Genomic DNA, 24,355 nt, shown 5'->3' with positions numbered 1-24,355 from the left:
CACGGTGCTGCAACGGGCAGTGCTCATGACGCGAAGGAGCGGGTGCATGTATCGACGCGGGATGACGGGGCGAGCACGGAAGCTGATGATCGGGGCGGCGGCGGCAACGCTGGTCGGTGGCGCGTTCGCCATCAGTACGGGCATCAGCAGCGCCGGAGAGAACTGCGGCGGACTGGACCAGGCGCTGCAGAACAACCTCAACTTCATCGCCGGCCAGAAGGCGAACCCGGACGCCCAGTCGGACGCCCGCATCGCCAACCGCCAGGCAGTCGTCGACCTCATTCAGCAGCGTCGCGCCGCCGCCGGTTGCACCGCCAACGTGGCCGCGAACAACGGAAACGCGGGCCAGGGCAACAACGGCAACGCCGGGAACGGCAACAACGGCCAGGGCAAGGGCTCCGGGGAGGACTGCGGGGGCCTGGACAAGGCCCTGCAGAACAACCTCAACTTCATCGCCGGCCAGAAGGCGAACCCGGACGCCCAGTCGGCCGCCCGCATCGCCAACCGCCAGGCAGTCGTCGACCTGATCAACCAGCGTCGCGCCGCCGCGGGCTGCACCGGCAACGCCGGTCAAGGCAACAACGGCAACGCCGGCCAGGGCAACAACGGCAACGCGGGCCAGGGCAACAACGGCAACGCGGGCCAGGGCAACAACGGCAACGCCGGTCAAGGCAACAACGGCAACGCCGGCCAGGGCAACAACGGCAACGCCGGCCAGGGCAACAACGGCAACGCCGGCCAGGGCAACAACGGCAACGCCGGCCAGGGCAACAACGGCAACGCCGGCCAGGGCAACAACGGCAACGGGACGGGTGCGGGCGAGGTCGTCTGCAAGGGCTCGACCGTGACGACCACCGGCTCGGGTGGCAAGACGGCGCTGAGCGGCAACTTCCCGCCCGGCACGCAGCTGAAGGTCACCAACCTGGACAACAACAAGTCGATCGTCGTCCCGGTCGAGAGTGCGGCGGGCAGCTGCATCCTCCTCAACAAGGAGGCCTTCGACTCGATCCACGAAGAGGGCAAGCTGCTGATCCGGCGCGCCGTGATCGAACGGGTGGGATGAACGGGGGCTCACCCGTCATGGCCCGGACCAGCCTCTGAAGGCTGGTCCGGGCCACCCCCGCGGGGGCGTCAGCTCGTCAGCGCACCGATGATCAGCGACGGAATCCACATCAGCGCGTACGGCACGAGCACCAGCAGCAGCATCGGACCAGCCCCGCCCTGACCGGCGGCGAGGCTGGCACCCACCACGGCCACCAGCGTGGCGACGTTCAGCGCACGGATCCGCCGCGCGGGCGCCACCCGTACGTTCTGTTTCTGGCGGTTGGTCTTCGGGGTGACGAACCAGGACTGTGCCACGTTGCGGAAGCCCTTGACGTTCGCGATCGCGTACGTGTGCACCACGGACAGCGCGATCCAGCACGCGGCGGGGATGTACAGCAGGTTGACCCACTCACGCTTCTTGATGGCATGCACGACCAGCGGCGGAACGCCGCTGAACAGCGCGATCAGCGCGCCGATGGCCAGCGGCACTCCGACCGGCCGCAGCACCTCCTCGGGCGCCGGGACGGACCATCCGAGGGCCGAGCCCGCGACCGTGACCAGGGCGGTCAGCACGCTCCACAGCAGAGCCAGCTCGATGCCGAGCGCGACGGTGTAATACGCGTTCTGGCGCAGCAGGCTGAGCTTGGTGGCCAAGCCGAGCCGGGACCGCAGCACCGGGCGGAAGAACTCTTTGAACGTACGCGCGGAGCCGGTCGCCCACCGCTGCTGCTGCCGGCGGAACGCCTTGTAGTTCGGCGGCACTTCGCCGATGTTCGTCACGTCCTCCAGGAAGACACCGCGGAACCCGGCCAGGTAGAACCGGTTCGACAGGTCGATGTCCTCGGTCAGGTGGCCCGCCCGGAACCCGCCAACCTGAGAGAGCGCTCTCAGGTTGAACAGCGCACAACAGCCGGTGAACAGGATCATGTGCTCCAGCCGCTGGCGGCCCGGCAGGTCGACCAGGTAGCAGGCCTCCTCGCTGATCGCCAGGCAGCGCTGGAAATGCTCACCCCGGCCGTGGTGGTAGAGGCGGGTGGTCTGCACGTACGCGATGTCCGGGGCGGCCTCGATGACGCTGAGGCAACGTTCGACCGCGTCGGTCTGCGGCCGCCAGTCGGCGTCCAGCAGGTACATGTAGTCGAAGCCGCGCTCCTGCAGATAGCCCTCGAGGGCCTTGAGGTTGCCCGCCTTGAAGCCGACGTTCTCGGCCCGGTGGAACAGGACGAACCCGTCGGACTCCCAGAGCTCGACGTCGTTGCCGTTGTAGCGCACCGGAGTCGGGCCCACGCATCCGCGTGCGGTGGCCAGCCCCCGCAACAGCGCGATGGTCTCGGGGTCCGTGGAGTCGTCACCGACGATGACGGTCTTGTTCGGGAAGGTCAGCCTTTCACAGGCGGCGACGGTGTCCGCGATGACGGCGCGCTCATTGAAGGAGACGACGACGACCGCCACGCGGGCGTCCGGACGGGGGGTCACGGTCGGCAGCGGCTTCTTGAAGAACGCCGCGATGCTGTACGCGTACGTGTGCACCGCAAAGAATCCGAAATAGAGGATCAGCAGGAGCGGAACTGACAGGAGAAGGGTGGAGACCATGGCGACCCACCGTACGGAGCATTTTTCACGGCGATTGAACGGAGACGTGTCCGTGGTGTAGCGCGACCGTGAGCCTGGTCGCACCCAGGCCGCATTCTCCGACCGAATGTCACGCCCACGCTACTCCCCGGCCGCGGTGAACGCCCGCTGGAACCAGCACGGCGGCGCACCGCCCGGCCAACATCCGACCGCCCGGCACGCTTCGGGCGCACACGCGGTCCGCCACGGGCACTCCCCATTGCCAGATCAACGGCATCTCGCCGCACCCCATCATCCATCACGATTCTCTGCAAACAGGGCGGTCCGCTCAGGGCAGTCGGCAGCTCATCCGTCAGTCCGGTGGATACGGTCGCAGGCCAGCACGGAGCACGAAGACGATGCGCCGCTGAACCGCCCTTCCACGGCTGTCGAGGACGTAGCCCTCCAGCCAGACCCAGCCTTCGTACGTGGCACGACGATCCACGCGGACGATCCGGAGAGTGATTGCCCGGCGCCCCTGGATTTGGACGCTGGCCGCGCCGCCGACGCGCACCACGCGCCCCGGCTTCAGCCACGCCTCGCACATCGCACTCTCCTTCAAGACAGGGCGCACCGCTCCGTTGGTCGTGCCGCACACGAAACATCGCGGCGCACCCCCGGCTCACCCACCGCCGCAGAGACGATCCTCAGTACGTCAGCGCGGAGCTGAAGCCAGCCTTACACATATTGTGTAAGGCTGCAGCAGGACCACCCGAACGAGCACAACGGATTCCGTTCGGGCAACATGGCTTGGAGCGGCGTAGCAGGAGGCGATCGGGATGACGGACCAGCGCGGCGAGACGACGTCCGATCAGTACATCCGCGCGAGCACGGGTAATGCATGGTCAGCAGATGCCGCCGTCCGCGGTAAGTCAGGCAGCCAGCGCCTGCTCGAGGTGTCCGTGACGGCGGACGTCCCCGACTCCGTCCGGGCCGCCCTGCGCTTGCGGGACAGCGACCACACGGTTCGACGGTGCCGGCTGATGCTGCTGGACGATCGTCCGGTGGAGATCGCCGCGTCCTACTATCCGGCCTCCATCGCGGCTGATACCGATCTCGCCAGGCCAGGAAAGATCCGCGGGGGTGCCGTGGCCGCGCTCGCTGCGCTGGGCCACGCGCCGGTCGACGTCTTCGAGCAGATCATTGCCCGCCACCCGGAGGCCGACGAGGCGGAGCTCCTCGAAGTCGAGTGGCACGAACCGGTCCTCGTCCTGACCCGGACCAACGTCGACGCCGGAGGCCGAGCCGTCGAGCACGCAGTCAACTGTATGGTCGCGCGGCTGTGCGGGCCCGTGTCCTACCGGATGCGACCATCGACTCCGTGAGCTCTCCGGTTCCTGACGACGGGGTACGGTCCCGACAACGCCAACTGGCAGGCGATCTGCGCGCGCTCATCCTGTCCGGGGACATCGCACCCGGCGCCCGGCTGCCGACCACCGCCGAACTCACCCGGCGGTACGGCGTGAACAACATGAGTGTCACCCGCGCGATTGCCATCCTCAAGGCGGAGGGCCTGGTAGAGGGCCAGCGCGGCCGAGCGGTTCTGGCCACGCACCGCCGCCCCACGGTCGTGCGGGCCGCCCACTACGCGGACCCGCCCGCGCCCAGCGAGCCGTATCCGTGGATCACGGACAACGCCGCACAGGGACGGTCCGGCTCGTCACGGTTGATCGAGGTCGGCGAGCGTCCAGGCACCGCTCAGGTCGCAGCAGCGTTCGGTCTCACTCCCGGGGAGGCGGTGGTGGTCCGCCACCAGGTGTTGCTACTGGACGAACAACCGGCCGAGCTGGTGTGGACGCATTACCCCGTGGACATCGCCCGCGGCACCGTCCTCGCGCAGAACAGGCGCATCAAGGGCGGCTCCCCGGCGGCGCTTGCGGCGCTGGGCCATCCACTGCGGAACGCGGTCGACCAGGTGGCCGCGCGATTCGCCACCGTTGCCGAGTTCGTCGCGCTGCAACTGCCCGAGGACGTCCCGGTGCTACGTCAGTTCCGGGTGGCGTTCGACGACAGCGGCCGTGCGGTCGAGGCCACCATCATGATCAAATCGGCACAACACTATGAGGTGCAGTACGACCTGCCGGAATCACGGTAGGCACTCATCAGGAGCCGCACGGCCACCAAGATCCACAATGGCGGCGTCAGCGCGGGGCGGCGTGCGCTTTCGGGCAGCAACCGGGGCAAGTGTTGTTTCCCGCGGCAACCGGTCGGCTGCGGCACCCTTCGTACGGTGCGTCGGCAGACCAGAATGGGGCCGTGAACCCGATCGAGCCCGGAGCGCAGATCCACTCCACGGATCCGTTCGCCACCCCCGACCAGGAGCGCTCCGCGCTGCGCCGGATGCGCGGCCGGTTGGCCGCCCCGGTCACGCTGTGGACGACCCCGGGCCCGGCGGGCCTCACGGTCTCGTCGCTGGTCGTGGCGGACGGCGAGCCCGGCCGGATCGCCGGGCTGGTGGACGAGGAGAGCGACTTCTGGGACGCCGCGTCTTCGGCAGGCCGGTTCGCGGTCACCCTTCTCGACACGGACGACCAGCAGCTCGCCGACCGCTTCGCGGGCCTGATGCCCGCACCCGGCGGGCTGTTCGCGCAGGACGCCTGGACCGACACCGACTACGGGCCGGTGCCCGCCGGTGCACGCACCTGGGCGGGGTGCCGCCTCGACGGGTCCCGGCCATACGCCTGGTCACTGCTGGTGGAGGCAACCGTCGAGACGGTACGGCTGGACGCCGCACCGGATCCGCTGGTGCACTTCCGGGGCCGCTACCGTCGCCTGGCCGACTGACGACCGATCGGCGCAGTGGGACGCCCGTTCGGCGCACGTCCCGACCAGCCTCCCCCACCTGGCCGGCCTTCCTCCGTACGGTGCGCGAAAGACCCGCCCCCACGAAGGTGGTGAGCCACGTTGACCACGGAACTGACCCCCGATGACCCGGCACCCGCGACCGGGGACATCACGACGGCGGAGAAGTACGTCGCCGTCCAGCAGTCCCCGGAGTTCGGGGAGCTGCGCCGCAAGCTGCGCCGGTTCATCTTCCCGACCACGATCGCATTCTTCGGCTGGTACGCGCTGTACGTGCTGCTCTCGGCGTACGCGCGGGACTTCATGAGCATCAAGATCATCGGCAACATCAACGTCGCGCTGGTCTTCGGCCTGCTCCAGTTCGTCTCGACGTTCCTGATCGCCTGGTACTACGCCCGGTACGCGGCCGAGAAGCTGGACCCGGTGGCCGACAGGATCCGCGCCGACATGGAGAGCGGGGCCGACGTGGCCGCCGGGGAGGTGGCGTGATGGAGTCGCACCTGTTCGCCGCGGAGGCGACGTCGTCGACCTCCCGTACGCTGACGATCACGCTCTTTCTGGTCTTCGTCGCGATCACCCTGGGCATCACGGTCTGGGCCAGCCGGCAGACCAAGACCGCGACGGATTTCTACGCGGGCGGCCGGTCGTTCTCCGGCTTCCAGAACGGCATGGCCATCGGCGGGGACTACATGTCGGCCGCCTCGTTCCTGGGCATCGCGGGTCTGATCGCCCTGTACGGCTACGACGGCTTCCTCTACTCCATCGGCTTCCTGGTCGCGTGGCTCGTCGCGTTGTTGCTGGTCGCGGAGTTCCTGCGCAACTCGGGCCGGTACACGATGGCCGACGTGCTGGCGTTCCGGATGCGGCAGCGGCCGGTGCGCACCGCGGCGTCGGTCTCCACCATCGCCGTGTCGATCTTCTATCTGATCGCCCAGATGGTCGGTGCGGGGGCGCTGGTCAGCCTGCTACTGGGCATCAAGGCGGACACCACCTTCCTGGGCATGGACGCGGACACCGCCAAGGTCGCCACGATCATCCTGGTCGGCGCCCTGATGATCATTTACGTGGTCGTCGGCGGGATGAAGGGCACCACGTACGTGCAGATCGTCAAGGCCGTGATGCTGATGTCCGGCGCCCTGGTGATGACGCTGCTGGTGCTGGCGCACTACAAGTTCAACCTGTCCACCCTGCTGGGCGACGCCGCCAAGGCGTCCGGCAAGGGCGCGGCGTTCCTCGAACCGGGCCTGCGGTACGGCGTCGAGAAGCCCACCGCGCTGGAGACGTTCTACAGCAAGATGGACCTGTTCTCGCTCGGCATCGCCCTGGTGCTGGGCACGGCCGGTCTGCCGCACATCCTGACCCGGTTTTATACCGTCCCGACCAGCCGCACCGCCCGCAAGAGCGTGCTCTGGGCGATCGGCATCATCGGCACCTTCTACCTGTTCACCCTGGCCCTCGGGTTCGGGGCGGCGGCCCTGGTGGGCGGCAAGGAGATCACCGCCCAGGACAAGGCCGGTAACACCGCGGCCCCGCAGCTCGCCCAGGCGCTCGGCATCGAATACTTCGGCGGCCAGACCGGCGGGGCGGTGCTGCTGGCGATCATCGCGGCGGTCGCGTTCGCCACGATCCTCGCGGTGGTCGCGGGCCTGACGCTGGCGTCGTCGTCGAGCGTGGCGCACGACTTCTACGCGAACGTGATCCGCCGCGGGCAGGCCTCCGAGCGTGACGAGGTTCGGGTGGCCCGGATCGCGGCGCTGGTCATCGGCGCGATCGCGATCGGGCTGTCGATCTACGCGCAGAGCCTGAACGTGGCGTTCCTGGTGGCGCTGGCGTTCGCGGTGGCGGCCTCGGCGAATCTCCCCGCGATCCTGTACAGCCTGTTCTGGGGCCGGTTCAACACCTCCGGCGCGCTCTGGGCGATCTACGGCGGCCTGATCTCGGCGATCGTGCTGGTGTTCTTCTCGCCCGTGGTGTCCGGCTCGCCGACCGCCATGTTCCCGGAGCACGACTGGCACTGGTTCCCGCTGAACAACCCGGGCATCATCTCCATCCCGATCGGCTTCTTCTGCGGCTGGCTCGGCACGGTGATCTCCAAGGAGCAGGACAGCGTCAAGTACGCCGAACTGGAGGTGCGCTCGCTGACCGGCTACGGCGCACACTGATCCGCCCGGGGCCGGTGCGGATCGCGCACCGGCCCCGGTCGCTATCGTGTCCGGCATGGCAGTCACGCAGAGGTACGGCCCCGGGCATCGGATTCTGGTCAGCGGCGGCGGCGGCTTCGTGCCCTCGCACGTGGTGGACGCACTGCTGGCGCGCGGGTGCACCGTCGTGGCGCTGGACAACTTCGTCACCGGCTCCCGGGACAACCTGACCCACCTCGCCACGGAGCCCCGCTTCACGCTGGTCGAGGCGGACGTGACCGAGGGACTGCCACCCCACCCGGCGCTGGCCGACCGGTTCGACGCGATCCTGCACATGGCGTCACCGGCCAGCCCCACGGACTTCGCCAAGCTGCCGATGGAGATCCTCAAGGTCGGCTCGATCGGCACCATGGCGCTGCTGGACCGCGCGGTCGCCGACGCCGCCCGCTTCCTGATGGCCTCGACCTCCGAGGCGTACGGGGACCCGCTGGTGCACCCGCAGCCCGAGACGTACTGGGGCAACGTCAACCCGATCGGGGTGCGGGCGGTCTACGACGAGTCGAAGCGGTTCTCCGAGGCCGCCACGATGGCGTACCACCGCTTCCACGGGCTGGACACGGCCATCGTGCGGATCTTCAACACGTACGGGCCGCGGATGCGCCCGGACGACGGCCGGGCCATCCCCACCTTCATCAGCCAGGCGCTGCGCGGGGCCGCACTGACCGTGCAGGGCACCGGCACCCAGACCCGCTCGATCACGTACGTGGACGACCTGGTCCGCGGGATCCTGCTGCTGCTCGACTCGACCGAGACCGGGCCGATCAACTGCGGCACCGAGCATGAGATGACCATGCTCGACCTGGCCCGGCTCATCGTCGAGCTGTCCGGCAGCAGCTCGACGATCGAGTTGGTGCCACGCGCCGCGGACGACCCGGAGAAGCGCCGCCCCGACCTCACCCTGGCCCGCACGCTGCTCGGCTACGAGCCGCAGGTCGGGCCCGAGGAAGGGCTGCGCCGCACGATCGAGTTCTTCAGGAACTGATCATTTCGGGCAGGTAGTGAACTTCTCACGGAGCGTAATTGTCTCCTCCCTTCGTGCCGCGCCAGTGTCGATGCACGAAATGCCTGGATGGGCTTACGTAACCTGAGAGCATGTCACCGACCACGTCCTCCTACGGCTCCGGCCGCGCCTCCGTTCCCGGCGCCGCTCACCCCGGCTCCAGCCGCACCTCGGGCCACGCCGGTGTACCCGGCGCCTACCGCGAGCGCGCTTCCCGCCCCGACGGGCGTGACGGGTGGGCCGGTGCCCCCGCCGGACCCGGCGGCCCGCCGCCGCGCGGGCCCGGCCGTGGTGGCGGTCCCGGGCGGCCGTACCGGGGCAAGCCGAAGCCGCGCTGGGGGCGGATCGCGCTGGTCGGCGGCATCGCGGTGATCGTCATCGGCGTGATCGCGGCGGTCACGTTGATGGGCTACGCCAACGGCCTGGACAACGACCTGAAGCGGACGAACGCGTTCGACCAGATCACGGGTGGCCGCCCGGCCAAGACGGTCGACGGTGCGCTGAACATCCTGCTGGTCGGCAGCGACTCGCGGGACCCGGACGCGGCCAAGGACTCCACCAATGCCTGGCGCGCGGACACCCTGATCCTCATGCACATCCCGGCCGACCACGGTTCCGCGCAGCTCGTGTCGATCCCCCGCGACCTGTACGTGCAGATCCCGTCGGAGAACAACGCGCCGTGCAGCAGCGGCAGCCGCAACAAGATCAACGCGGCGTTCGCGTTCGGCGGCCTGCCCCGCGCGGTCCGTACGGTCGAGTGCTTCTCGGACGTGCGCATCGACCACGTGATGGCGATCGACTTCGGCGGGTTCAAGGAGGTCACGGACGCCCTCGGCGGGGTCGACCTGAAGGTCGAGCAGACCATCACCTCGATCCACAAGCCGCACCGGGTGTTCAAGAAGGGCACCATGCACATGGACGGCACCCAGGCCCTGGACTGGATCCGTCAGCGCAAGCAGTTCGCCCGCGGCGACTTCGCCCGCATGCAGCACCAGCAGGAATTCCTGAAGGCGCTGATGGACAAGGCCGCCAGCACGGGCACGCTGACCAACCCCGGCAAGCTGAACGACTTCCTCAAGGCGGTCACCGCAGCCGTCACGGTCGACCAGGACTTCTCGCTCACCGACATGGCGGTCCAGTTCCGCAACATCCGTGGCGACAAGCTCACGTTCATCACCAGCCCCAACGTGGGCAGCCAGACCATCGGCGGACAGAGCGTCGTGGTCAGCGACCGGGAGAAGGCACTCGCTTTGTACAAGGCGGTTTCTGCCGACAAGATGACCGAGTGGATGTCTGCCAACCTGCCCAGCGCCGCGGCGAAGGCGGGTAAATAGCGACTGTGTGTCGCCGCACAAAAGCGGCACACAGGACGGGCATTCGACGCGGGCCGGTGGAAACCACCAGCCCGCGTCGTCCGTAAACACTCTGTGTCACGGACTTGAAACGCGGGAGGACTCCCGCGATATCGAAGTTGAACGTACAGTGGTTCGGCCCCCTTCCCGATCTTCTGGAGCTCTGAATGACGGTCGCCCCCCCTCGACCCCCCCAGTCGCAGGATCGGGACGCCGTCCGCCAGGACGGGCTGATCGCGCCCGCCGCACCGCCGCGCAAGAAGCGCGGCAGCCCGCTGTGGGCGCGCCTGACCGTCGTGCTGGGCACACTGCTGATGCTGGGCAGCGGAGCGGGTCTTCTCGGCAGCAAGTGGGTGATCGCCAGCGCCACCGGAGCGATCACCCAGGACAACCTGATCGGCGACACCAAGAAGGCGACCACCGGCAAGGGCGGCGACCCGCTCAAGGGACCGATCGACCTGCTGCTCATGGGCGTCGACGCGCGCAAGCGCTGGGCGGTCGACGACCTGCGTTCCGACACGATCATCGTGCTGCACATCCCGGCCAGCCACGACCAGGCGTATCTGGTGTCCATCCCGCGTGACACCCAGATGCAGGTGCCGGCGTTCGCCAAGAACGGCTACCCGGGCGGGGTCTCCAAGGCCAACGAGGCGTTCTTCCACGGCGCGCAGAACGGCGGCGGCTGGGCGGGCGGCGCGCAGCTGATGGCACAGACCATCAAGGCCAACACCGGGATGAGTTTCGACGGCGCGGCGATCATCGACTTCGCCGGTTTCAAGAGCGTCATCGAGGCGCTGGGCGGCGTACGCATGTGCGTGGACCAGCGGGTCAAGTCCAAGCACATGGTCTGGGTCGACGACAAGGCGCTGTTCCTCGCGGAGGCCCGCAAGACCGGCAAGCCGACCAAGCCGATCTGGCACGAGGTCGGCTGCAAGAACATGGAAGGCTGGGAGGCGCTCGACTACTCCCGCCAGCGGTACGGCCTCAAGAACGGCGACTACGACCGGCAGCGCCACCAGCAGCAGCTCATCAAGGCCATGGCCAAGAAGGCCAGCACCAGCGGAGCGCTGGCCAACCCGCTCAAGGCCACCGGGCTGATCAAGGCGGCGGGCCAGGCGTTCGTGCTCGACACGGGCGGGGTGCCGATCCAGGACTTCATCTTCGGGCTCAAGGGCATCGCCGCCAACGACCTCGTGCTGCTGCGCACGAACAAGGGCACGTTCGCGGGCAACGGCGCGGGCCGGGAGACCATCACCCCCGAAAGCATGGAAATGTTCAAGGCGGTCCAGGAGGACAAGCTCGGCGAGTTCATCGTCAACCACCCGGACGTCATCGCGAACGAGAAATAGTCCTAGGCTGAGAGCCGTGTTCGGACCACAGGTACCCAGCGTGAGCGCCGCCGAGGTCGACCCCGGCGCCTACCTGATCGATGTGCGGGAGCCCGACGAGTGGACCGCCGGGCACGCGCCCGGGGCGCACCACGTACCGATGATGGAGATCCCGGCCCGGATGGCCGAGGTGCCCACGGACGCCGACGTGGTCGTGGTGTGCCGCTCCGGCGGCCGCTCCGGCCAGGTCGTGTCCTACCTGTCGGGCAACGGCTGGGACAACGTGCGCAACCTCGACGGCGGCATGCAGTCCTGGGCCGCGGTCGGCCGCGACATGGTCAGCGAGAACGGTCAGCCGGCCCGCGTCCTGTGAGCGCCGACCGTCCGCTCGTGTTCGCGCACCGCGGCTCCTCCGAGGCGCTGCCCGAGCACACGCTCGCGGCGTACCTGCGCGCCCTCGACGAGGGGGCGGACGGCCTGGAATGCGACGTGCGGCTGACCCGCGACGGGCATCTGGTCTGCGTCCACGACCGGCGGCTGGACCGGACCAGCAACGGCCGCGGCCTGGTCAGCGGCAAGACCCTCGCCGAGCTGGACGAGCTGGACTTCGGCTCCTGGCACCCGTCGGCCGGTGACGACCCCCTGGACGACCCCCCGGACCCGGACCGCACCCGGCTGCTCACGCTCGATCGGCTGCTCGGCGCGGTCCGCGACAGCGGGCGCCAGGTCCGCCTGCTGATCGAGACCAAGCACCCCTCCCGGTACGGCGCCGACGTCGAGCGCCGCCTCGTGGAGCTGCTGCGCCGCCACGGCCTCGCCGACCCCCGCCCCGACGACCCCGTACGGGTGACCGTGATGTCGTTCGCCGCGCTCGCGCTGCGCCGCGTCCGGACGCTGGCCCCCGCCATCCCCACGGTGTACCTGCTGGAGCTGCTGCCCCCGGGAGTGAGCAAGGGCCGCCTGCCGTTCGGGGCGCGGATCGCCGGTCCGGGTGTCGGTCTGCTGCGGACCCGGCCCCAACTGGTCCCGGCGCTGCGGGCCGCCGGGCACGGCACGTACGTGTGGACCGTCAACACCGCCGACGAGCTGGACCTGGCGCTCGCCCAGGGGGTCGACGGGGTGATCACCGACCGGCCGCGGTTCGTGCTGGACCGGCTCGGCGCCGGCTGAGCACAAACCAGCCGAGCGAGTGACATTGTGGCCAAGATCCACCAGCCGCCCTGCCGAAATTTCCGGAACCGAGGCAGACTCGCAGACATGCCCCAGCGACCCGACTACGCCGCGCTGACCCGGGGGCAACTCGCCGTCCTGGACCGGATCAACGCCGGCGCGGCGGGGGTCGCCGTCCTCGAGGACGTCGTCCGGCTGGCCTGGGAGGTGCTCGACGGCGCGGGCGCCGGCTTCGCCGAGTACGGCCCGGAACACGGCCGGATCATCGCCGCCTGCGGCACCTGCGCCCACGTGCTGGGCCGCCGGGTGCACCGGGTCGACGACGAGCTGGCGCGGCACCGCAGCCTGCTGGTCACCCCAGGCGCGCTGAACGACGAATTCACCGGCCCGGTCGGCGCCGAGGACGTGCCCCGGGTGCTGGCGGCCCGCGCGGACGCAGCGGGCACGGTCGTCGGCGCGCTGTACGTGTACTTCACCGTCGCCGCCGAGCCACCCGGCCCGGAGCAGCACGCCGTGCTGGAGCTGCTGGCGACGCTCGCCGGACGGCTGTACACCCATCCCAACGGCCTGCCCGCGTACGGCGACGACGCCGAGCTGGCCCGCCGCCAGGAGGACCGGGACCTGTTCGTCGCCGTGACCAGCCACGAGCTGCGCACCCCGGTCACCGTGATCAAGGGGTACGCGGACACCCTCACGAACCACTGGGAGTCCCTCGACGAATGCGGGCGCCAGGAGGCGGTCCGGGTGATCGGGGCCCGGGCCGGTGAACTGGCCCGGCTGGTGGACCGGCTACTGGCCGCGACCAGCGAGGAGGGCGACGTCGCCGGCACCCCGCCCGGCCCGTTCGACCTGGTCGAGGCGCTGCGGCAGGCCGCCGACGAGCTGCCCGCCGACCTGCGCCGCCGCCTCGTGCTCGACGACCTGCCCGCCGAGCTGCCCAAGGCGTACGGGGACCGTGCCTCCCTGGCCACGATCCTCACCGAGCTGGCCACGAACGCGGACAAGTACTCGCCGCCGAACACCCCGGTGGAGCTGCGCGCCGAGGCCGATGAGCAGACCGTGACGTTCCGGGTGTGCGATCGCGGCGCCGGAATCCGCCCCGAGCACGTGGAGCGCGCGTTCGAACGGTACTGGCAGGGTGAGTCCGGTGACCGGCGCCGGCACCCCGGCGCCGGGCTGGGTCTCTACCTGGTGCGGCGGATCGTGGAGCGGCAGCGCGGCTGGGTGGCGCTGCGCCCGCGCGAGGGCGGCGGCACCCTGGCCGAGGTCCGGCTACCTCGCGGGTAGACGGCGCCCCGGGTTTGGCGGGCGGTCGGGTCTGGCGGCCCCTCGGGTTTGACCGGGGCGGGTGGCCGACACGATGGGCCGCGGCGGGGCGCAGCGGATCGCAGCGCCTAGGCTGATGCGCCATGAGCAAGCGTCGAAAGGGCCCGCAGACCGAGCCCAAGCGCCAGAAGGTGCGCGACATCTTCGTCGCCCGGCCGTTCGAGGGCCTCGCCGACGAACCGGAGTGGATCGCGCTGCGCGAGCTGGTCCCGGCCGCCTCGGCGCCGTTGCGCCTCAAGCCGGAGATCACCGCGGAGTACGGCGACCGCCCGGTCACCCTCTCCACGGTGCTGCCGATGGCGTGGCCCGCGATGATCCGCCGTGACGGCGAGGTCTTCGTCGGGCTGCAGCGCCACGTGCAGTCCGGTGACGTCTCCCGCGATCTCGCGGTGGCGATCCTGTGCGCGCTGCGTACCGAGCCGGGCGAGACCGTGGCGGTGCCCGCCCTGCCCGGGCCGGGGCCGCGGCTGCAGGACATCCTCGACGACGGGCCGCTGGACGTCACCCTGCACCTGACCTTCGAGTACTGGCTGGACGCCGAGCAGGCCGACGACCCGGGCGTGGCGGCCTCGCTGGAACGGGCCAACGCCTCCATCTACCCGACCGAGCGGCTGGCCGCCGCACCCGCCGCGTACTGGTGCCGGGTGCCGGACAAGGCGCATGTGCGCTGGGTCATGCCGGATCCGGAGGACGCCGCGCTGGACGCGCTGGCCCGGCTGTCGGCGGCGGGCGAGCTGACCCTGGGCGAGGCGACCCGGTTCGCGGGGATGTTCCGGGCGCACGGGCTGCTCGTTCCCGTGTGGGACGTGCCGCGCGAGCTTGAGGCGGCCGACTGGGAGGCCCCGCTGGCCGACTTCGCGAAGCGCTACCGGGACACGCTGGGAGAGACGGCGCCCCTGGACGCGGCCGCCCGGCGCGCCAAGCAGGGCCTCGTCGGCCGCCAGCTCACCCTGCGTTAGACGCCCAGGCGGCGAGCGGGGCGCGGGCGATCGGGCAGCTCATGCAGCGCGGACCGCCGCGCCCGGAGCCCAGCTCCGAGCCGCTGATCGCGATGACCTCGATGCCCGCGCGCTCCAGTTGGGCGTTCGTCTCGACGTTGCGCTCGTACGCGACGCAGAGCCGGGGCGCCAGCGCGAGGGTGTTGTTGCCGTCGTCCCACTGCTCCCGTTCGGCGGTGACCGGGTCCAGGCCGGTGTCGATGACGCGCAGCCGGTCGATGCCCATGGCGGCGGCCGCCGCGGCCAGGAACGGCTGCGGCCCGGCGGCTTCCGGCGCGCCGTCCGGCCCGGCCGTGACCAGGTACGCCTGCAGGGTGTTCGCGACGTTCGGATACATCACCACCGCGTCGACGTCGACCATCGTGCACACCGTGTCCAGGTGCATGGTGGCCCGTTCCTGGGCGATCGGCACCGCGAGGATGGTGTGCGCGAGCCCGGCGGCGAAGACCCGGTGGGCGAGCCGTTCCACCCCGGCCGGGGTGGTCCGCTCGCCGACCCCGACCGCCAGCACCCCGGGCGCCAGCAGCAGCACGTCGCCGCCCTCGACGTGTTCCAGCTCCGGGGTGTAGAGCAGCTCGGTGCCCGCGAACCGGGGATGGTGCCGGTAGATCGCCCCGGTCAGGGTGGTCTCCCGGCGGCGGGCGGGCATGGCGAGGCTGGTGACCGCGACCCGGTCGGAGATCCAGACCGACGAGTCCCGGGTGAACAGCAGGTTGGGCAGCGGGTCGATGACGAAGTCGTGGGAGTCCATGAGTTGGTAGACCAGCCCGCCCGGGCGCCCGGGGCCGGGTTTGACCTCTTCGTGGGCGAGCCCGGCCATGAGCACCCGGGCCAGTTCGGGCGGGCCCAGGTCGGCCAGGTGGGCGGCGACCCGTTCGCGCAGGATGTCGCCCAGTCGTGGGGTGTCCAGCACCTCGGCGGTCAGCACGGCCCGCGCCTCGGGCACCGCCAGCGTCTCCGCCAGCAGTTGGCCGAGGTACAGCACCTCGACGCCGCGCTCGCGCAGCGCCGCGGCGAACGCGTCGTGCTCCTCCTGGGCGCGGCCCACCCACGGGATCGCGTCGAAGAGCAGCGAGTCGTTGTTCCGGGGCGTCAGCCGGGCCAGCTCCGGCCCGGGCCGGTGCAGCAGGACCGTACGCAGTGGGCTGACCTCGCTGTCGACATGGCCGGTCACAGGCCGAGCCTAGGCCACCGCCGACCGCGCTTCCGGCACGCGCCGCGCTCGCCAGGTGACGTTGTGCGCCGGAATCGTGGGACAGGGCTGCGTCCGCCAGTCAGGGGAGGCTAACTTGGTGACGACTACCGAGTCCTGTGGGGAGACCGAGGCACGGAATGCATCATGAGCAAGAAGAGGCCAGGCATGAATGCGGCATTCATCCCTACTCACTCCGCTTTCAGTCTCGTGGGATGTCTTGCTTCCGTGTGGGGTTGAACACCTACGGTAGTGACAAGAGAGCCCGATGGACCTTTTGCCGGAGGTCGCAGTGACTGTCTTCTCCGCCCGCCCCGCCACCCTGCCCGTACCCAGCAGAGCCCTCACCCCCGTTCGTGGGCCCCAGCGCGACGCGCCGCCCACCGCGCTCGAGGTGCCCCGCCTCAGCCCGTTCGACTGGGCCCGCCGCCGCCGCGCCGAGCGGGAGGCCCGCCGCGTGGAGGCCGCCGGTGCCCGCGCGCTCACCCGCCTGGACCGGCTCGGTCCCGCCTGGCACATCGTCGAATGGCCGCGCACCGACTCCGTCGGCAGGTACGAGCCCGACCCGGTCGACGACCGCGCGGGCTTCCTCGCGATCGGCCCCGGCGGCGTGTACGCGGTCACGGTCGCCGACCACGGTCGCGCCCGCGTCCTCATCGCCGGTGACGTCGTCCAGATCAACGGCAAACGCCCCGCGTACGTGACCGAGGCGCGCCGGGACGCGAAGCGTGCCGCCCGCGCGATGTCCGCCGCGGTCGGACTCTCCGTGCCGGTGAGTCCCGTCCTGGCGTTCGTCGGCTCCGGGGTGATCAGCGTGCACGGCCTGCCCAAGGACTGCCTGGTGGCCACGCACAAGGAGCTGGACCGGCTACTCATCGCGGGCGGGGCGCGGATCTCCTCGGCCACCGCCGGAAAACTCTCCGCGGTCGCCCGCCGTCCCGACACCTGGTCGAATGCGCCCTACCGTCCGGTCGGCGACTATCGCTGGCACGGCACCGGACAAACGGCCGCTGACAAGCGTTCGGCCCGCCGGTAACGTTCGGAGTCAGTGCACGGACCCGTGCGCAGGCTTACAGGGAGGTGCGGGTGGCGCACGTCGAACTCTCACTCTCAGGCGCGTTCGTGCCGCAGGCGCGGACCCCGGCGGAGGCCGAGTTCGTCGGCGGCATCGACCGGTGGACGTCCACGGTGACGGCCGCGGCCGAGCCGTGCCTGGTCATCGACGTGACCTCCCGGATCCTCGCGATCTCGCCGTCGGGCAGCGAGCTGCTCGGCCTCGGCACCCCCGCCGAGGCGGTGGGTCAGCCCCTGCTGGGCGGCGTGCTGCGGCTCATCGACTTCACCGCGGGCGCGGGCGAGTTGTCCGAGCCCGAGGTGGAGAAGATCCCGCCGCTGCTGGCCATCCGCAGCGAGCGGCTCGCCCGCGGCCTCCTGCGGGTCAAGCCGTCCACCGACTCCGCCCACCTGACCGTCGACGCGATCGCCACCCCGCTCTGGCACGGTGGCCACGTTGTCGCCTCGCTGACGTTTCTCTCCGCAGTCCGATACTGACCGTCCGTGGCCGGATGTCGGGTTGTGGCGATCAACGCACCCGCGAGGCATTGGGCGAAGCACGCGGGGAACGTACTCTTCCCTCATGTTGGATCTGGAGCTGCTGCCGGAGGAGTATGCGGTGTGCCGGCTGCCAGCCGGATCCGCCCTGCCCGCGTCGTTGAGCAGCGGGCCGGACGACAAGGGCGTCATCTCGGTGACCTGGGCCCCCGACGAGCTGTCCGTCATCTGCCCGGCCGACCGGGCGCCCGCCGAAGCGGTCGCGGAAACGCCGTGGCGCGCCCTGCGTGTGGTCGGCCCGCTCGACCTCGCCCTGACCGGCGTCCTGGCGTCGCTGATCGGGCCGCTGGCCGAGGCGCGGGTCAACATCGTCACCTTCTCCACGTACGACACGGACTACCTGCTGGTCCCGACCGTGCGGCTGCGCGAGGCGATGGACACGCTCACCGCGGCCGGACACCGCATCGCCGGCTGATCCATCGACCGTCATGAGGCCCTACCATGGGGCCGTGGCACGCCTGCGCGTACGCCGAACCGCCGCCCGGCTCGTGATGACCGGGACTCTCGCCGCTCTCGCCGGTTGCGCGGGCGCACCCCCGCAGCCCCTGCCGACGGCGCCGCCGCGGGCGCCCGACGAGGTCAGCAGCGCACCGTCGGCACCGGCGTACGCCTCACCGCCCGGCGGGCTGCCCAGCGCCGGCGTGCCGGGTGTCCCACCCGCCGGCCCGCCGAACGGGGTGCCGCCGACTCTGGCGACGCCGCCGACGACGACGCCCGCGCCCACGACGACGCCACCGCCGTCACCGGCCGGCCCGTGTACGAAGGGGCCCGCCGCGCAGCAGGTGCTGGCGCTGATCAACGGTAAGCCCGGCATCCCCGACACGCCGCTGAAGGTCGCCGAGGGGCCGTTCTGCGAGCAGTCGTGGCAGTTCACCACGGTGCGGCTGGCCGCCGAGAATGCGGAGCAGGACGAGCCGTTGTTTGTCGTCAGCCGGGGTAAACCGGATGCGTTGCGTCTGGTCGAGGCCGGTGCGGACGTGTGCAGCGACCGGGTCCAGGCCGACGCACCACCCGGCATCAGGGTCCGGGCCTGCGGCTTCTGATCGCCTGACCCGCCGGGGGACGGGGCCTTCCCTGGCCGACGGTCCCGCATCGCTGATGGACGCCCGTTATAACCGATATGAGCGTAACGTGAGGCTCGGTCCAAGATTTATGGACGTGATGCGCCTCAGAAGGGACATCGTGATGAGCACGGGATCCCGGGCCACGTCCCGAGGCGGCCCCGGCTCCCGCCATGTCCATCCGATGGTCCTACCGGCGGTGGCGACCAGCGGACTGGCCCTGCTGACCCTGGGGGCCGAGCCGCACCTGCTGTCGTTCGGCGTGATCGCGCTGGGCCCCTGCCTGGCCGCCGTGTCCGGCAGCCCGGCAGCGGTGTTCTCGATCGGTGTATACGCCACCAGCCTGGTCGTCGTGGTCTCCACGTACCAGGGCCTGTGGGGCACCTGGGATCAGATCCTGCGGGTGGCGGTCACGATCGCGGCCACGGTCATCAGCATCGTCATCGCCCGGCACCGCCGCCTGCTCGAAAGCAACTCCGCCGCGGCCGTCAAAGACCAGGTGATGCTGGCGGCGGTCCTGGAGGCGTCCAGCGACGCGGTCTACACCGCGACAACGGAGGGAACGATCACCACCTGGAACCGGGGCGCCGAGGAGATCTACGGCTACACCCGAGCCCAGGCGATCGGGTCCAGCATCCAGATGCTCGCCCCGCCCGACGACGGCACGGCACTGCTGGCGATGTTCGCCGAGGCGGCCGAAGGGCGGCGCAGCGAACAGATCGAGGTCGTCCGATTGAACCGCGACGGCGGGTTGTTCGATGTCGCCGTCATGCTGGCCCCGGTCCGCGACACCGCCGGGAACGTGACCGCCGTGGCCTTCATCGAGCACGACGTCTCTGCCCGCAAGCGGGCGGGCGCCAAGGAACGGGCCGCCCTGGAGCGCACCCAGACCGCGCAACGCCTGGAGAGCCTGGGCCAGCTGGCGGGGGGCATCGCGCACGACTTCAACAACCTGCTGGCCATCATCCTCAACTACAGCCAGTTCGCGGCCGAGCAGATCCCCACCGACAGCGAGGCCCGCGACGATCTCGCCCGCGTCCTGCGGGCCGCCGAGCGGGCCCGCAGGCTCACTCACCAACTGCTCGTCTTCGCCCGCAGCGAACGCACCGAGCCCGCCATCATCGATCTCAACGACGTCGTCATCGAGGCCAACGACCTGTTTTCGCGCACCCTGGGTGGCCACATCCAGCTCGTCACCCGGACCGCCGAGCAGCCGACCACGATCATCGCCGACCGCAGCAGCATCGACCAGGTCCTGTTCAACCTCGTCATCAACGCCCGCGACGCCATGCCCGACGGCGGGGTGCTGGTGATGGAGGTCGATCACGTCGAGATGGCCCCCGACGAGGTGGGCTACGCGCCACCTCCCCTGTCGGGCCGCTACATTCGGCTGACGGTCAACGACACGGGGACCGGAATGTCGCCCGAGGTGGTCAACCGGGTCTTCGAGCCGTTCTTCACCACCAAGGCGAAACACGAGGGTACGGGCCTCGGGCTGGCCACGGTCTACGGCATCGTCACCGACGCCGGGGGCAGCATCCGGATCGCCTCCGAACCGCACGTGGGCACCACCTTCTCCGTCGTGTTCCCGGCCGCGGAGGTGACCGGCCTGCCCGCCGACGTCGTGGCGGACCGGCCCGCCGGTCACGGCAACGGCGAACGGGTGCTGGTGGTCGACGACGACGAGACCGTCCGCGAACTGATGGTGCGCATCCTCGACCGCAACGGGTACAAGCCGGTACCGGCCGCCCATCCGGAGGCCGCGCTGACGCTCGCCGACGAACCGTTCGACCTGCTGCTGACGGACGTACTCATGCCGCAGATGTCCGGGCCTGAGCTGGCGGAGCGGTTCAAGGCCCGCCAGCCGGACATCCCGGTGCTGTTCGTGTCCGGCTACACCGACGGGAACGCCGGGGTGCGGCGCGCCACCGGCGGCATCCTGCTGCACAAGCCGTTCACCACCGAGAGCCTGCTCGGCAGCGTGCAGGATGCGCTGACCGGTACCGGCGTGCCGAGCCGGTGACGGCACCCGGGCGTGGGACCGGGGCACGGCCGACGACCGCGACCGGCAGGCGTCACTAAGCTGGGCCCATGCCGGGAACCCCGCCGACCCGATACGTCTACCTCGGTCCCGAGGGGACCTTCACGGAGCAGGCGCTGCGCACCATCCCCGCCGCGGAGCGCGGCAGCCGCATCCCCGCCCGCAGCGTGCCGGAGGCCCTCGACGCGGTGCGCTCCGGCGAGGCCGACGCCGCGCTCGTGCCGCTGGAGAACTCCGTGGGCGGCGCCGTGCCGGTCACCCTCGACGAGCTGGCCACCGGCACCCCGCTGGTGATCACCCGGGAGGTCGTCCTGCCGGTGGAGTTCCAGCTGGCGGCGGCGCGGCTGATCCCGCTGCACGAGATCCGTACGGTTGCCGCGCACCCGCAGGCGTCCGCCCAGTGCCGCGCGTTCCTGCGGACACATCTGCCCGACGCCGCGGTCGTCGACGTGCTCTCCAACGCGGCCGCCGCGATCGCGGCCGCGGCCGGCGAGTACGACGCCGCGATCTGCGCGCCGATCGGCGTGCCCCGCAACCGGCTGACCGTGCTGGCCGACAAGATCGCCGACCGACCGGACGCGGTCACCCGGTTCGCGCTGCTGTCGCGGCCCGCGCCGCCGGGCGCCCCGAGCGGCGACGACATCACCTCGCTGGCGGTCTCGATCGCCCACGACCGGGTCGGTGCGCTGCTGGCCGTGCTCACCGAGCTGGCCGTCCGCGGCATCAACCTGAGCCGCATCGAATCCCGCCCCACGGGCGAGCAGCTCGGCATCTACGTGTTCTTCCTCGACTGCACCGGGCACGTCGCCGAGGCACGGCTGGGCGAGGCCCTGCAAGGCCTGCGCCGGATCTGCGCCGACGTGCGCTTCCTCGGCAGCTATCCGCGCCACCGATGGTCGGCCGCCGAGACGGTCCGGCCGACGGATCCACCGACCGGACTGTCCAATCACGACTTCGCCGACAGCGCTGCGTGGCTCGCCCGCCTCCGCGCCGGCGAGCCCGCCTGACACCGCGCCCGCGCGTGGGCGGCGCCCGGAAACGGTGAAGAGTTCGGGCCGGCACCGCACCCGAACTCTTCGAGATCCGCCTGCGCGGCGATCGTCAGCCGAGCAGGCCGCCCAGCAGGCCGCCCTGCTGTTGCTGCTGGCCCGACCCGGCGCCGGCCAGGCCACCCGGGGGCTCCTCGGACGGCTGGACCACGACGAAGCCCTGGCCCGCGAAGCTCATCGTGAACCGCTCGCCGGTGGTGCGGCCCAGCAGCGTGCCGAGGCCGAGCTGCTCCGCGCGGTGGTAGCCGGTCTGCAGGTTGGCCGACCAGCAGATCGCGGCCTGCGGGTCCACATAGGTGGGCTGATCCACACTCAGCACGACCGGGCTGCCCTTGGTGGTGACCGCGATCCGGCCGTACCCGGTGAAGACGCAGTTGAAGAGGCCGGCGTTGGACATCATGCCCGCGCCCTGCACCATCTTGATGTCGTACTGCAGGGTCGAGTCGAACGCCAGCACGTTGGCGCCGTTGATGGAGAGGGCGTCACCCGGCTCCAGGTCGATGAGGTGGATGTCGGCGGCCCGCTCCGCGAGGAACACGTCACCCCGGCCGCTGACCCGCATCAGCGGGACGCCCTCGCCGGTCAGCTTCTGCTTGAGGAACTTGCCGAGGCCGCCCGAGCCGAGCGCCTCGAACTGGACCTGCCCCTGGTACGCGACCATCGATCCGGTCCGCGCCATGAACTCGCCGTTCAATTCCGCCTTCAGCAGCTTCGAGTTCTGCAGCCGCAGACCGGGCTGGGCCGACTCCTTCTCGAGGTTGTCCGCCGAGAACAGGTCACTGCGCATGTAAGGCCCTCCTGTGTTGGTGTGCGACCCAGCGTAGAAGCAGGTCACAACACCGTCACCGGCCGTTCAGCCCCATCCCAGCTCATGCAGGCGGTGATCGTCGATGCCGAAATGGTGCGCGATCTCGTGGACGACCGTGATCGCCACCTCGTCGATGACGTCGAGTTCCGTGCGGCAGACGTTCAGTGTCGGCCGGCGGTAGATCGTGATCCGGTCCGGCAGCACCCCGGCGTAGTCCCAGCCGCGCTCGGTGAGCGCGTGGCCCTCGTACAGTCCGAGCAGCTCGTCGTCGCCGTCCGGCGGTGTGTCCTCGACCAGGATCACCACGTTGTCCATGAGGTTGAGCAGCTCGACCGGCACCTCGTCGAGCGCCTGGCCCACCAGCTCCTCGAATCGCTCACGGCTCATCTCGACCGGCACAGCGCCCATTGTGCGTCATCCGGGCACGCGGAGGAATGATCGGCGCGACCGGTGCGGTCGGGTGTCCGACAGACACGCCGAGCGCACCGGCCACGAGCGGATCACGCCAGCGAGGCGTTGAGGCTGATCTCGGCGCCGGGGGAGAGCAGGCGCGAGATCGGGCAGTTCTCCTTGGCACCGAGGGCGATCTTCTGGAACGTGCCGTCGTCGATGCCCGGCACGTCGCCGACGGTCTCCAGGTCGATGCGGGTGACCGTCATCCCGGCGTCGGTCTTGTCCAGGTGGACCTTGGCGGTGGTGTCGACCGCGGTGGGCGGGAACCCCGCGTCCGCGAGGCCCTTGGAGAACGCCATCGAGAAGCAGCCGGCGTGCGCGGCGCCGATCAGCTCCTCCGGGTTCGTCCCCTGGCCCTCCTCGAACCGCGACGCAAAGGAGTAGTTCCCGGACAGGCCACCCTTGCCGGTCTTGATCGTTCCGGTGCCTTCGGTGAGGTTGCCGGACCAGCGGGCTGATGCAGTGCGAATAGGCATGTACCAGACGCTAGTCCATTCCGGGTGTGCTGGCCGCCGAGGCCGGGGCCGGGCCATGATGGATCTCATGTCGGCCGGGGAGCAGCCTGCGGTGGTCGAGTTCGGTCGCGACGACGAGTCGGGTGCCGGACGGCCGCGACGGCACGTCACCGCGTGGGCCGCCGGGCTGGCCGCGGACCGGCGCCTCGTGCCGCTGGCCGCCGCGCTGGGCGGTGTCGCGCTGTTCGCCTCGCTGATGTCCGAGTGGCAGGTCACCGCCGTGGACGCCACCGTCTTCGGCGACGGCCAGGTGGGCACGAAGCCGCTGCCCGCCACGCTCGCCGACCTGGGCGTCTGGGGCGCCGGCTACCTCGCCGGGATGTTCCCGCTGGTGGCGGCCGTGGTGCTGGTGCTGCTCGGCCCGCAACCCGGCCGCCGGTACGCCCGGCTGGCCGGGCTCAGCACCGCCGGGGTCCAGCTCGCCCTTCTGGCCGGGGTCGCGGCCCACCTGCGCCACACCAGCGGGGTGCTGGGCAACGTGTTCACCATCCAGCTCGGCGACGACCAGCTGAAGCTCACGTACGGGCGGGGGATCTGGTGCGCCCTGTTCGGGGTCGCGGCCACCATGCTGGCCCTGTACCTGGCCGGTCGGCACCTCGGACCGGGCGTGGATCCGGAGCCCGCCGACGGCGCGGAGGCACCGGCCGCGTCCCCGGTGTGGTCGTGGCGGCGGCCCCGCGACACCGACGACGAGGGCCCGCCGGAGGCCCCGCACGGCCTCACGGTCACCCCCGCCCAGCCGTTCCCGCCCGACACGGCGGAACGCGACGAGTCGACCTGATCGGGACGGCGG

At 70.7% G+C, this 24,355-nt stretch carries 26 protein-coding genes; 20 read left to right on the top strand and 6 right to left on the bottom strand.

Translation table 11 applies throughout. From position 1 onward, the window contains the following. The first annotated feature begins 61 nt into the window (after window positions 1-61). Complete coding sequence (locus ACMCNO_RS01530; protein WP_412747638.1) at window positions 62-1,063, top strand: hypothetical protein; 1,002 nt, start codon at window positions 62-64, stop codon at window positions 1,061-1,063. A 68-nt stretch (window positions 1,064-1,131) separates the two neighbouring features. Here the strand turns inward: ACMCNO_RS01530 and ACMCNO_RS01525 are convergent, their stop codons facing one another. Continuing rightward, on the bottom strand, window positions 1,132-2,637 hold the full coding sequence (locus ACMCNO_RS01525; protein WP_412747637.1) for a glycosyltransferase family 2 protein: 1,506 nt from the start codon (window positions 2,635-2,637) through the stop codon (window positions 1,132-1,134). Between the two features lie 331 nt (window positions 2,638-2,968). Next, on the bottom strand, window positions 2,969-3,202 hold the full coding sequence (locus ACMCNO_RS01520) for a hypothetical protein (protein WP_412747636.1): 234 nt from the start codon (window positions 3,200-3,202) through the stop codon (window positions 2,969-2,971). Between the two features lie 232 nt (window positions 3,203-3,434). Between ACMCNO_RS01520 and ACMCNO_RS01515 the strand changes: the two genes are divergently transcribed. The 12 genes from ACMCNO_RS01515 (at window position 3,435) to ACMCNO_RS01460 (ending at window position 14,793) form a co-directional block, all read left to right on the top strand. Further along, the gene (locus ACMCNO_RS01515; RefSeq protein WP_412747635.1) at window positions 3,435-3,980 is read left to right on the top strand and encodes a UTRA domain-containing protein; all 546 of its coding nucleotides are present in this window, start codon (window positions 3,435-3,437) and stop codon (window positions 3,978-3,980) included. Beyond that, window positions 3,977-4,750: a GntR family transcriptional regulator gene (locus ACMCNO_RS01510; protein ID WP_412747634.1), complete on the top strand. Its 774-nt coding sequence runs from the start codon at window positions 3,977-3,979 to the stop codon at window positions 4,748-4,750. The genes ACMCNO_RS01515 and ACMCNO_RS01510 overlap by 4 nt, the downstream gene beginning before the upstream one ends. A 161-nt stretch (window positions 4,751-4,911) precedes the next feature. Further along, a complete protein-coding gene (locus ACMCNO_RS01505; RefSeq protein ID WP_412747633.1) occupies window positions 4,912-5,439 on the top strand; it encodes a flavin reductase family protein in 528 nt (175 codons plus the stop codon). A 132-nt stretch (window positions 5,440-5,571) separates the two neighbouring features. Next, window positions 5,572-5,946 carry a DUF485 domain-containing protein gene (locus tag ACMCNO_RS01500; protein ID WP_412753578.1) on the top strand — a complete coding sequence of 125 codons (375 nt, stop codon included), beginning with the start codon at window positions 5,572-5,574 and terminating at the stop codon, window positions 5,944-5,946. Continuing rightward, entirely contained in the window at window positions 5,946-7,619 is a 1,674-nt protein-coding gene (locus ACMCNO_RS01495) for a cation acetate symporter (protein ID WP_412747632.1), read from the top strand. Before ACMCNO_RS01500 ends, ACMCNO_RS01495 begins: the two co-directional genes overlap by 1 nt. Window positions 7,620-7,674: 55 nt before the next feature. After that, window positions 7,675-8,640: an NAD-dependent epimerase/dehydratase family protein gene (locus ACMCNO_RS01490; protein ID WP_412747631.1), complete on the top strand. Its 966-nt coding sequence runs from the start codon at window positions 7,675-7,677 to the stop codon at window positions 8,638-8,640. A gap of 110 nt (window positions 8,641-8,750) precedes the next feature. Then, entirely contained in the window at window positions 8,751-9,992 is a 1,242-nt protein-coding gene (locus ACMCNO_RS01485) for an LCP family protein (protein ID WP_412747630.1), read from the top strand. A gap of 185 nt (window positions 9,993-10,177) precedes the next feature. Next, window positions 10,178-11,359 (top strand): LCP family protein, encoded by a 1,182-nt coding sequence (locus ACMCNO_RS01480; protein WP_412747629.1) that lies wholly within the window; start codon window positions 10,178-10,180, stop codon window positions 11,357-11,359. Window positions 11,360-11,375: 16 nt separating this feature from the next. After that, window positions 11,376-11,711, top strand: a complete 336-nt coding sequence (locus tag ACMCNO_RS01475; protein WP_412747628.1) for a rhodanese-like domain-containing protein — start codon at window positions 11,376-11,378, stop codon at window positions 11,709-11,711. Continuing rightward, window positions 11,708-12,508 carry a glycerophosphodiester phosphodiesterase gene (locus ACMCNO_RS01470; RefSeq protein ID WP_412747627.1) on the top strand — a complete coding sequence of 267 codons (801 nt, stop codon included), beginning with the start codon at window positions 11,708-11,710 and terminating at the stop codon, window positions 12,506-12,508. The genes ACMCNO_RS01475 and ACMCNO_RS01470 overlap by 4 nt, the downstream gene beginning before the upstream one ends. 87 nt (window positions 12,509-12,595) lie before the next feature. Then, a complete protein-coding gene (locus tag ACMCNO_RS01465; protein ID WP_412747626.1) occupies window positions 12,596-13,795 on the top strand; it encodes a sensor histidine kinase in 1,200 nt (399 codons plus the stop codon). Window positions 13,796-13,917: 122 nt separating this feature from the next. After that, window positions 13,918-14,793 carry a DUF5926 family protein gene (locus ACMCNO_RS01460; RefSeq protein WP_412747625.1) on the top strand — a complete coding sequence of 292 codons (876 nt, stop codon included), beginning with the start codon at window positions 13,918-13,920 and terminating at the stop codon, window positions 14,791-14,793. On the opposite strand, the gene ACMCNO_RS01455 is transcribed toward ACMCNO_RS01460, so the two are convergent. Then, a complete protein-coding gene (locus ACMCNO_RS01455; RefSeq protein WP_412747624.1) occupies window positions 14,780-16,006 on the bottom strand; it encodes an arginine deiminase in 1,227 nt (408 codons plus the stop codon). The two genes, ACMCNO_RS01460 and ACMCNO_RS01455, sit on opposite strands and share 14 nt — an antisense overlap. 286 nt (window positions 16,007-16,292) lie before the next feature. On the opposite strand from ACMCNO_RS01455, the gene ACMCNO_RS01450 reads away from it, so the two are divergent. The 6 genes from ACMCNO_RS01450 (at window position 16,293) to pheA (ending at window position 21,744) form a co-directional block, all read left to right on the top strand. After that, on the top strand, window positions 16,293-17,060 hold the full coding sequence (locus ACMCNO_RS01450) for a hypothetical protein (RefSeq protein WP_412747623.1): 768 nt from the start codon (window positions 16,293-16,295) through the stop codon (window positions 17,058-17,060). Between the two features lie 50 nt (window positions 17,061-17,110). Next, window positions 17,111-17,575, top strand: a complete 465-nt coding sequence (locus ACMCNO_RS01445) for a PAS domain-containing protein (RefSeq protein ID WP_412747622.1) — start codon at window positions 17,111-17,113, stop codon at window positions 17,573-17,575. An 85-nt stretch (window positions 17,576-17,660) separates the two neighbouring features. After that, window positions 17,661-18,050 (top strand): ACT domain-containing protein, encoded by a 390-nt coding sequence (locus ACMCNO_RS01440; RefSeq protein WP_412747621.1) that lies wholly within the window; start codon window positions 17,661-17,663, stop codon window positions 18,048-18,050. 34 nt (window positions 18,051-18,084) lie between these two features. Beyond that, complete coding sequence (locus ACMCNO_RS01435; RefSeq protein ID WP_412747620.1) at window positions 18,085-18,678, top strand: hypothetical protein; 594 nt, start codon at window positions 18,085-18,087, stop codon at window positions 18,676-18,678. 142 nt (window positions 18,679-18,820) lie between these two features. Continuing rightward, the gene (locus ACMCNO_RS01430; RefSeq protein WP_412747619.1) at window positions 18,821-20,719 is read left to right on the top strand and encodes a PAS domain S-box protein; all 1,899 of its coding nucleotides are present in this window, start codon (window positions 18,821-18,823) and stop codon (window positions 20,717-20,719) included. Between the two features lie 68 nt (window positions 20,720-20,787). Beyond that, entirely contained in the window at window positions 20,788-21,744 is a 957-nt protein-coding gene (gene pheA, locus ACMCNO_RS01425; protein WP_412747618.1) for a prephenate dehydratase, read from the top strand. A 94-nt stretch (window positions 21,745-21,838) separates the two neighbouring features. Here pheA and ACMCNO_RS01420 read toward each other — a convergent pair whose 3' ends face one another. The 3 genes from ACMCNO_RS01420 to ACMCNO_RS01410 all read right to left on the bottom strand — a co-directional run bounded on the left by ACMCNO_RS01420 (window position 21,839) and on the right by ACMCNO_RS01410 (window position 23,523). Then, window positions 21,839-22,573, bottom strand: a complete 735-nt coding sequence (locus tag ACMCNO_RS01420; protein ID WP_412747617.1) for an AIM24 family protein — start codon at window positions 22,571-22,573, stop codon at window positions 21,839-21,841. Window positions 22,574-22,639: 66 nt separating this feature from the next. Continuing rightward, window positions 22,640-23,002, bottom strand: a complete 363-nt coding sequence (locus ACMCNO_RS01415) for a metallopeptidase family protein (RefSeq protein ID WP_412747616.1) — start codon at window positions 23,000-23,002, stop codon at window positions 22,640-22,642. A gap of 92 nt (window positions 23,003-23,094) precedes the next feature. Next, on the bottom strand, window positions 23,095-23,523 hold the full coding sequence (locus ACMCNO_RS01410) for an OsmC family protein (protein WP_412747615.1): 429 nt from the start codon (window positions 23,521-23,523) through the stop codon (window positions 23,095-23,097). A 67-nt stretch (window positions 23,524-23,590) separates the two neighbouring features. Here ACMCNO_RS01410 and ACMCNO_RS01405 point away from each other — a divergent pair, with 67 nt between their 5' ends. Continuing rightward, window positions 23,591-24,343, top strand: coding sequence for a hypothetical protein (locus ACMCNO_RS01405; RefSeq protein WP_412747614.1), 753 nt, complete (start codon window positions 23,591-23,593; stop codon window positions 24,341-24,343). Window positions 24,344-24,355: the final 12 nt, after the last annotated feature.

This window comes from Krasilnikovia sp. M28-CT-15 (assembly GCF_047159595.1).
Classification (GTDB): domain Bacteria; phylum Actinomycetota; class Actinomycetes; order Mycobacteriales; family Micromonosporaceae; genus Actinoplanes.
This window is presented reverse-complemented; position numbering and strand designations above follow the sequence as displayed.

Coding starts and splice junctions, on each gene's coding strand:
- ACMCNO_RS01415 (WP_412747616.1), bottom strand. CDS start 23,002: ATGGGCGCTGTGCCGGTCGAGATGAGCCGTGAGCGATTCGAGGAGCTG.
- ACMCNO_RS01420 (WP_412747617.1), bottom strand. CDS start 22,573: ATGCGCAGTGACCTGTTCTCGGCGGACAACCTCGAGAAGGAGTCGGCC.
- pheA (WP_412747618.1), top strand. CDS start 20,788: ATGCCGGGAACCCCGCCGACCCGATACGTCTACCTCGGTCCCGAGGGG.
- ACMCNO_RS01465 (WP_412747626.1), top strand. CDS start 12,596: ATGCCCCAGCGACCCGACTACGCCGCGCTGACCCGGGGGCAACTCGCC.
- ACMCNO_RS01495 (WP_412747632.1), top strand. CDS start 5,946: ATGGAGTCGCACCTGTTCGCCGCGGAGGCGACGTCGTCGACCTCCCGT.
- ACMCNO_RS01440 (WP_412747621.1), top strand. CDS start 17,661: ATGTTGGATCTGGAGCTGCTGCCGGAGGAGTATGCGGTGTGCCGGCTG.
- ACMCNO_RS01480 (WP_412747629.1), top strand. CDS start 10,178: ATGACGGTCGCCCCCCCTCGACCCCCCCAGTCGCAGGATCGGGACGCC.
- ACMCNO_RS01490 (WP_412747631.1), top strand. CDS start 7,675: ATGGCAGTCACGCAGAGGTACGGCCCCGGGCATCGGATTCTGGTCAGC.
- ACMCNO_RS01485 (WP_412747630.1), top strand. CDS start 8,751: ATGTCACCGACCACGTCCTCCTACGGCTCCGGCCGCGCCTCCGTTCCC.
- ACMCNO_RS01525 (WP_412747637.1), bottom strand. CDS start 2,637: ATGGTCTCCACCCTTCTCCTGTCAGTTCCGCTCCTGCTGATCCTCTAT.
- ACMCNO_RS01405 (WP_412747614.1), top strand. CDS start 23,591: ATGTCGGCCGGGGAGCAGCCTGCGGTGGTCGAGTTCGGTCGCGACGAC.
- ACMCNO_RS01460 (WP_412747625.1), top strand. CDS start 13,918: ATGAGCAAGCGTCGAAAGGGCCCGCAGACCGAGCCCAAGCGCCAGAAG.
- ACMCNO_RS01450 (WP_412747623.1), top strand. CDS start 16,293: ATGGACCTTTTGCCGGAGGTCGCAGTGACTGTCTTCTCCGCCCGCCCC.
- ACMCNO_RS01530 (WP_412747638.1), top strand. CDS start 62: ATGACGGGGCGAGCACGGAAGCTGATGATCGGGGCGGCGGCGGCAACG.
- ACMCNO_RS01520 (WP_412747636.1), bottom strand. CDS start 3,202: ATGTGCGAGGCGTGGCTGAAGCCGGGGCGCGTGGTGCGCGTCGGCGGC.
- ACMCNO_RS01410 (WP_412747615.1), bottom strand. CDS start 23,523: ATGCCTATTCGCACTGCATCAGCCCGCTGGTCCGGCAACCTCACCGAA.
- ACMCNO_RS01430 (WP_412747619.1), top strand. CDS start 18,821: ATGAGCACGGGATCCCGGGCCACGTCCCGAGGCGGCCCCGGCTCCCGC.
- ACMCNO_RS01515 (WP_412747635.1), top strand. CDS start 3,435: ATGACGGACCAGCGCGGCGAGACGACGTCCGATCAGTACATCCGCGCG.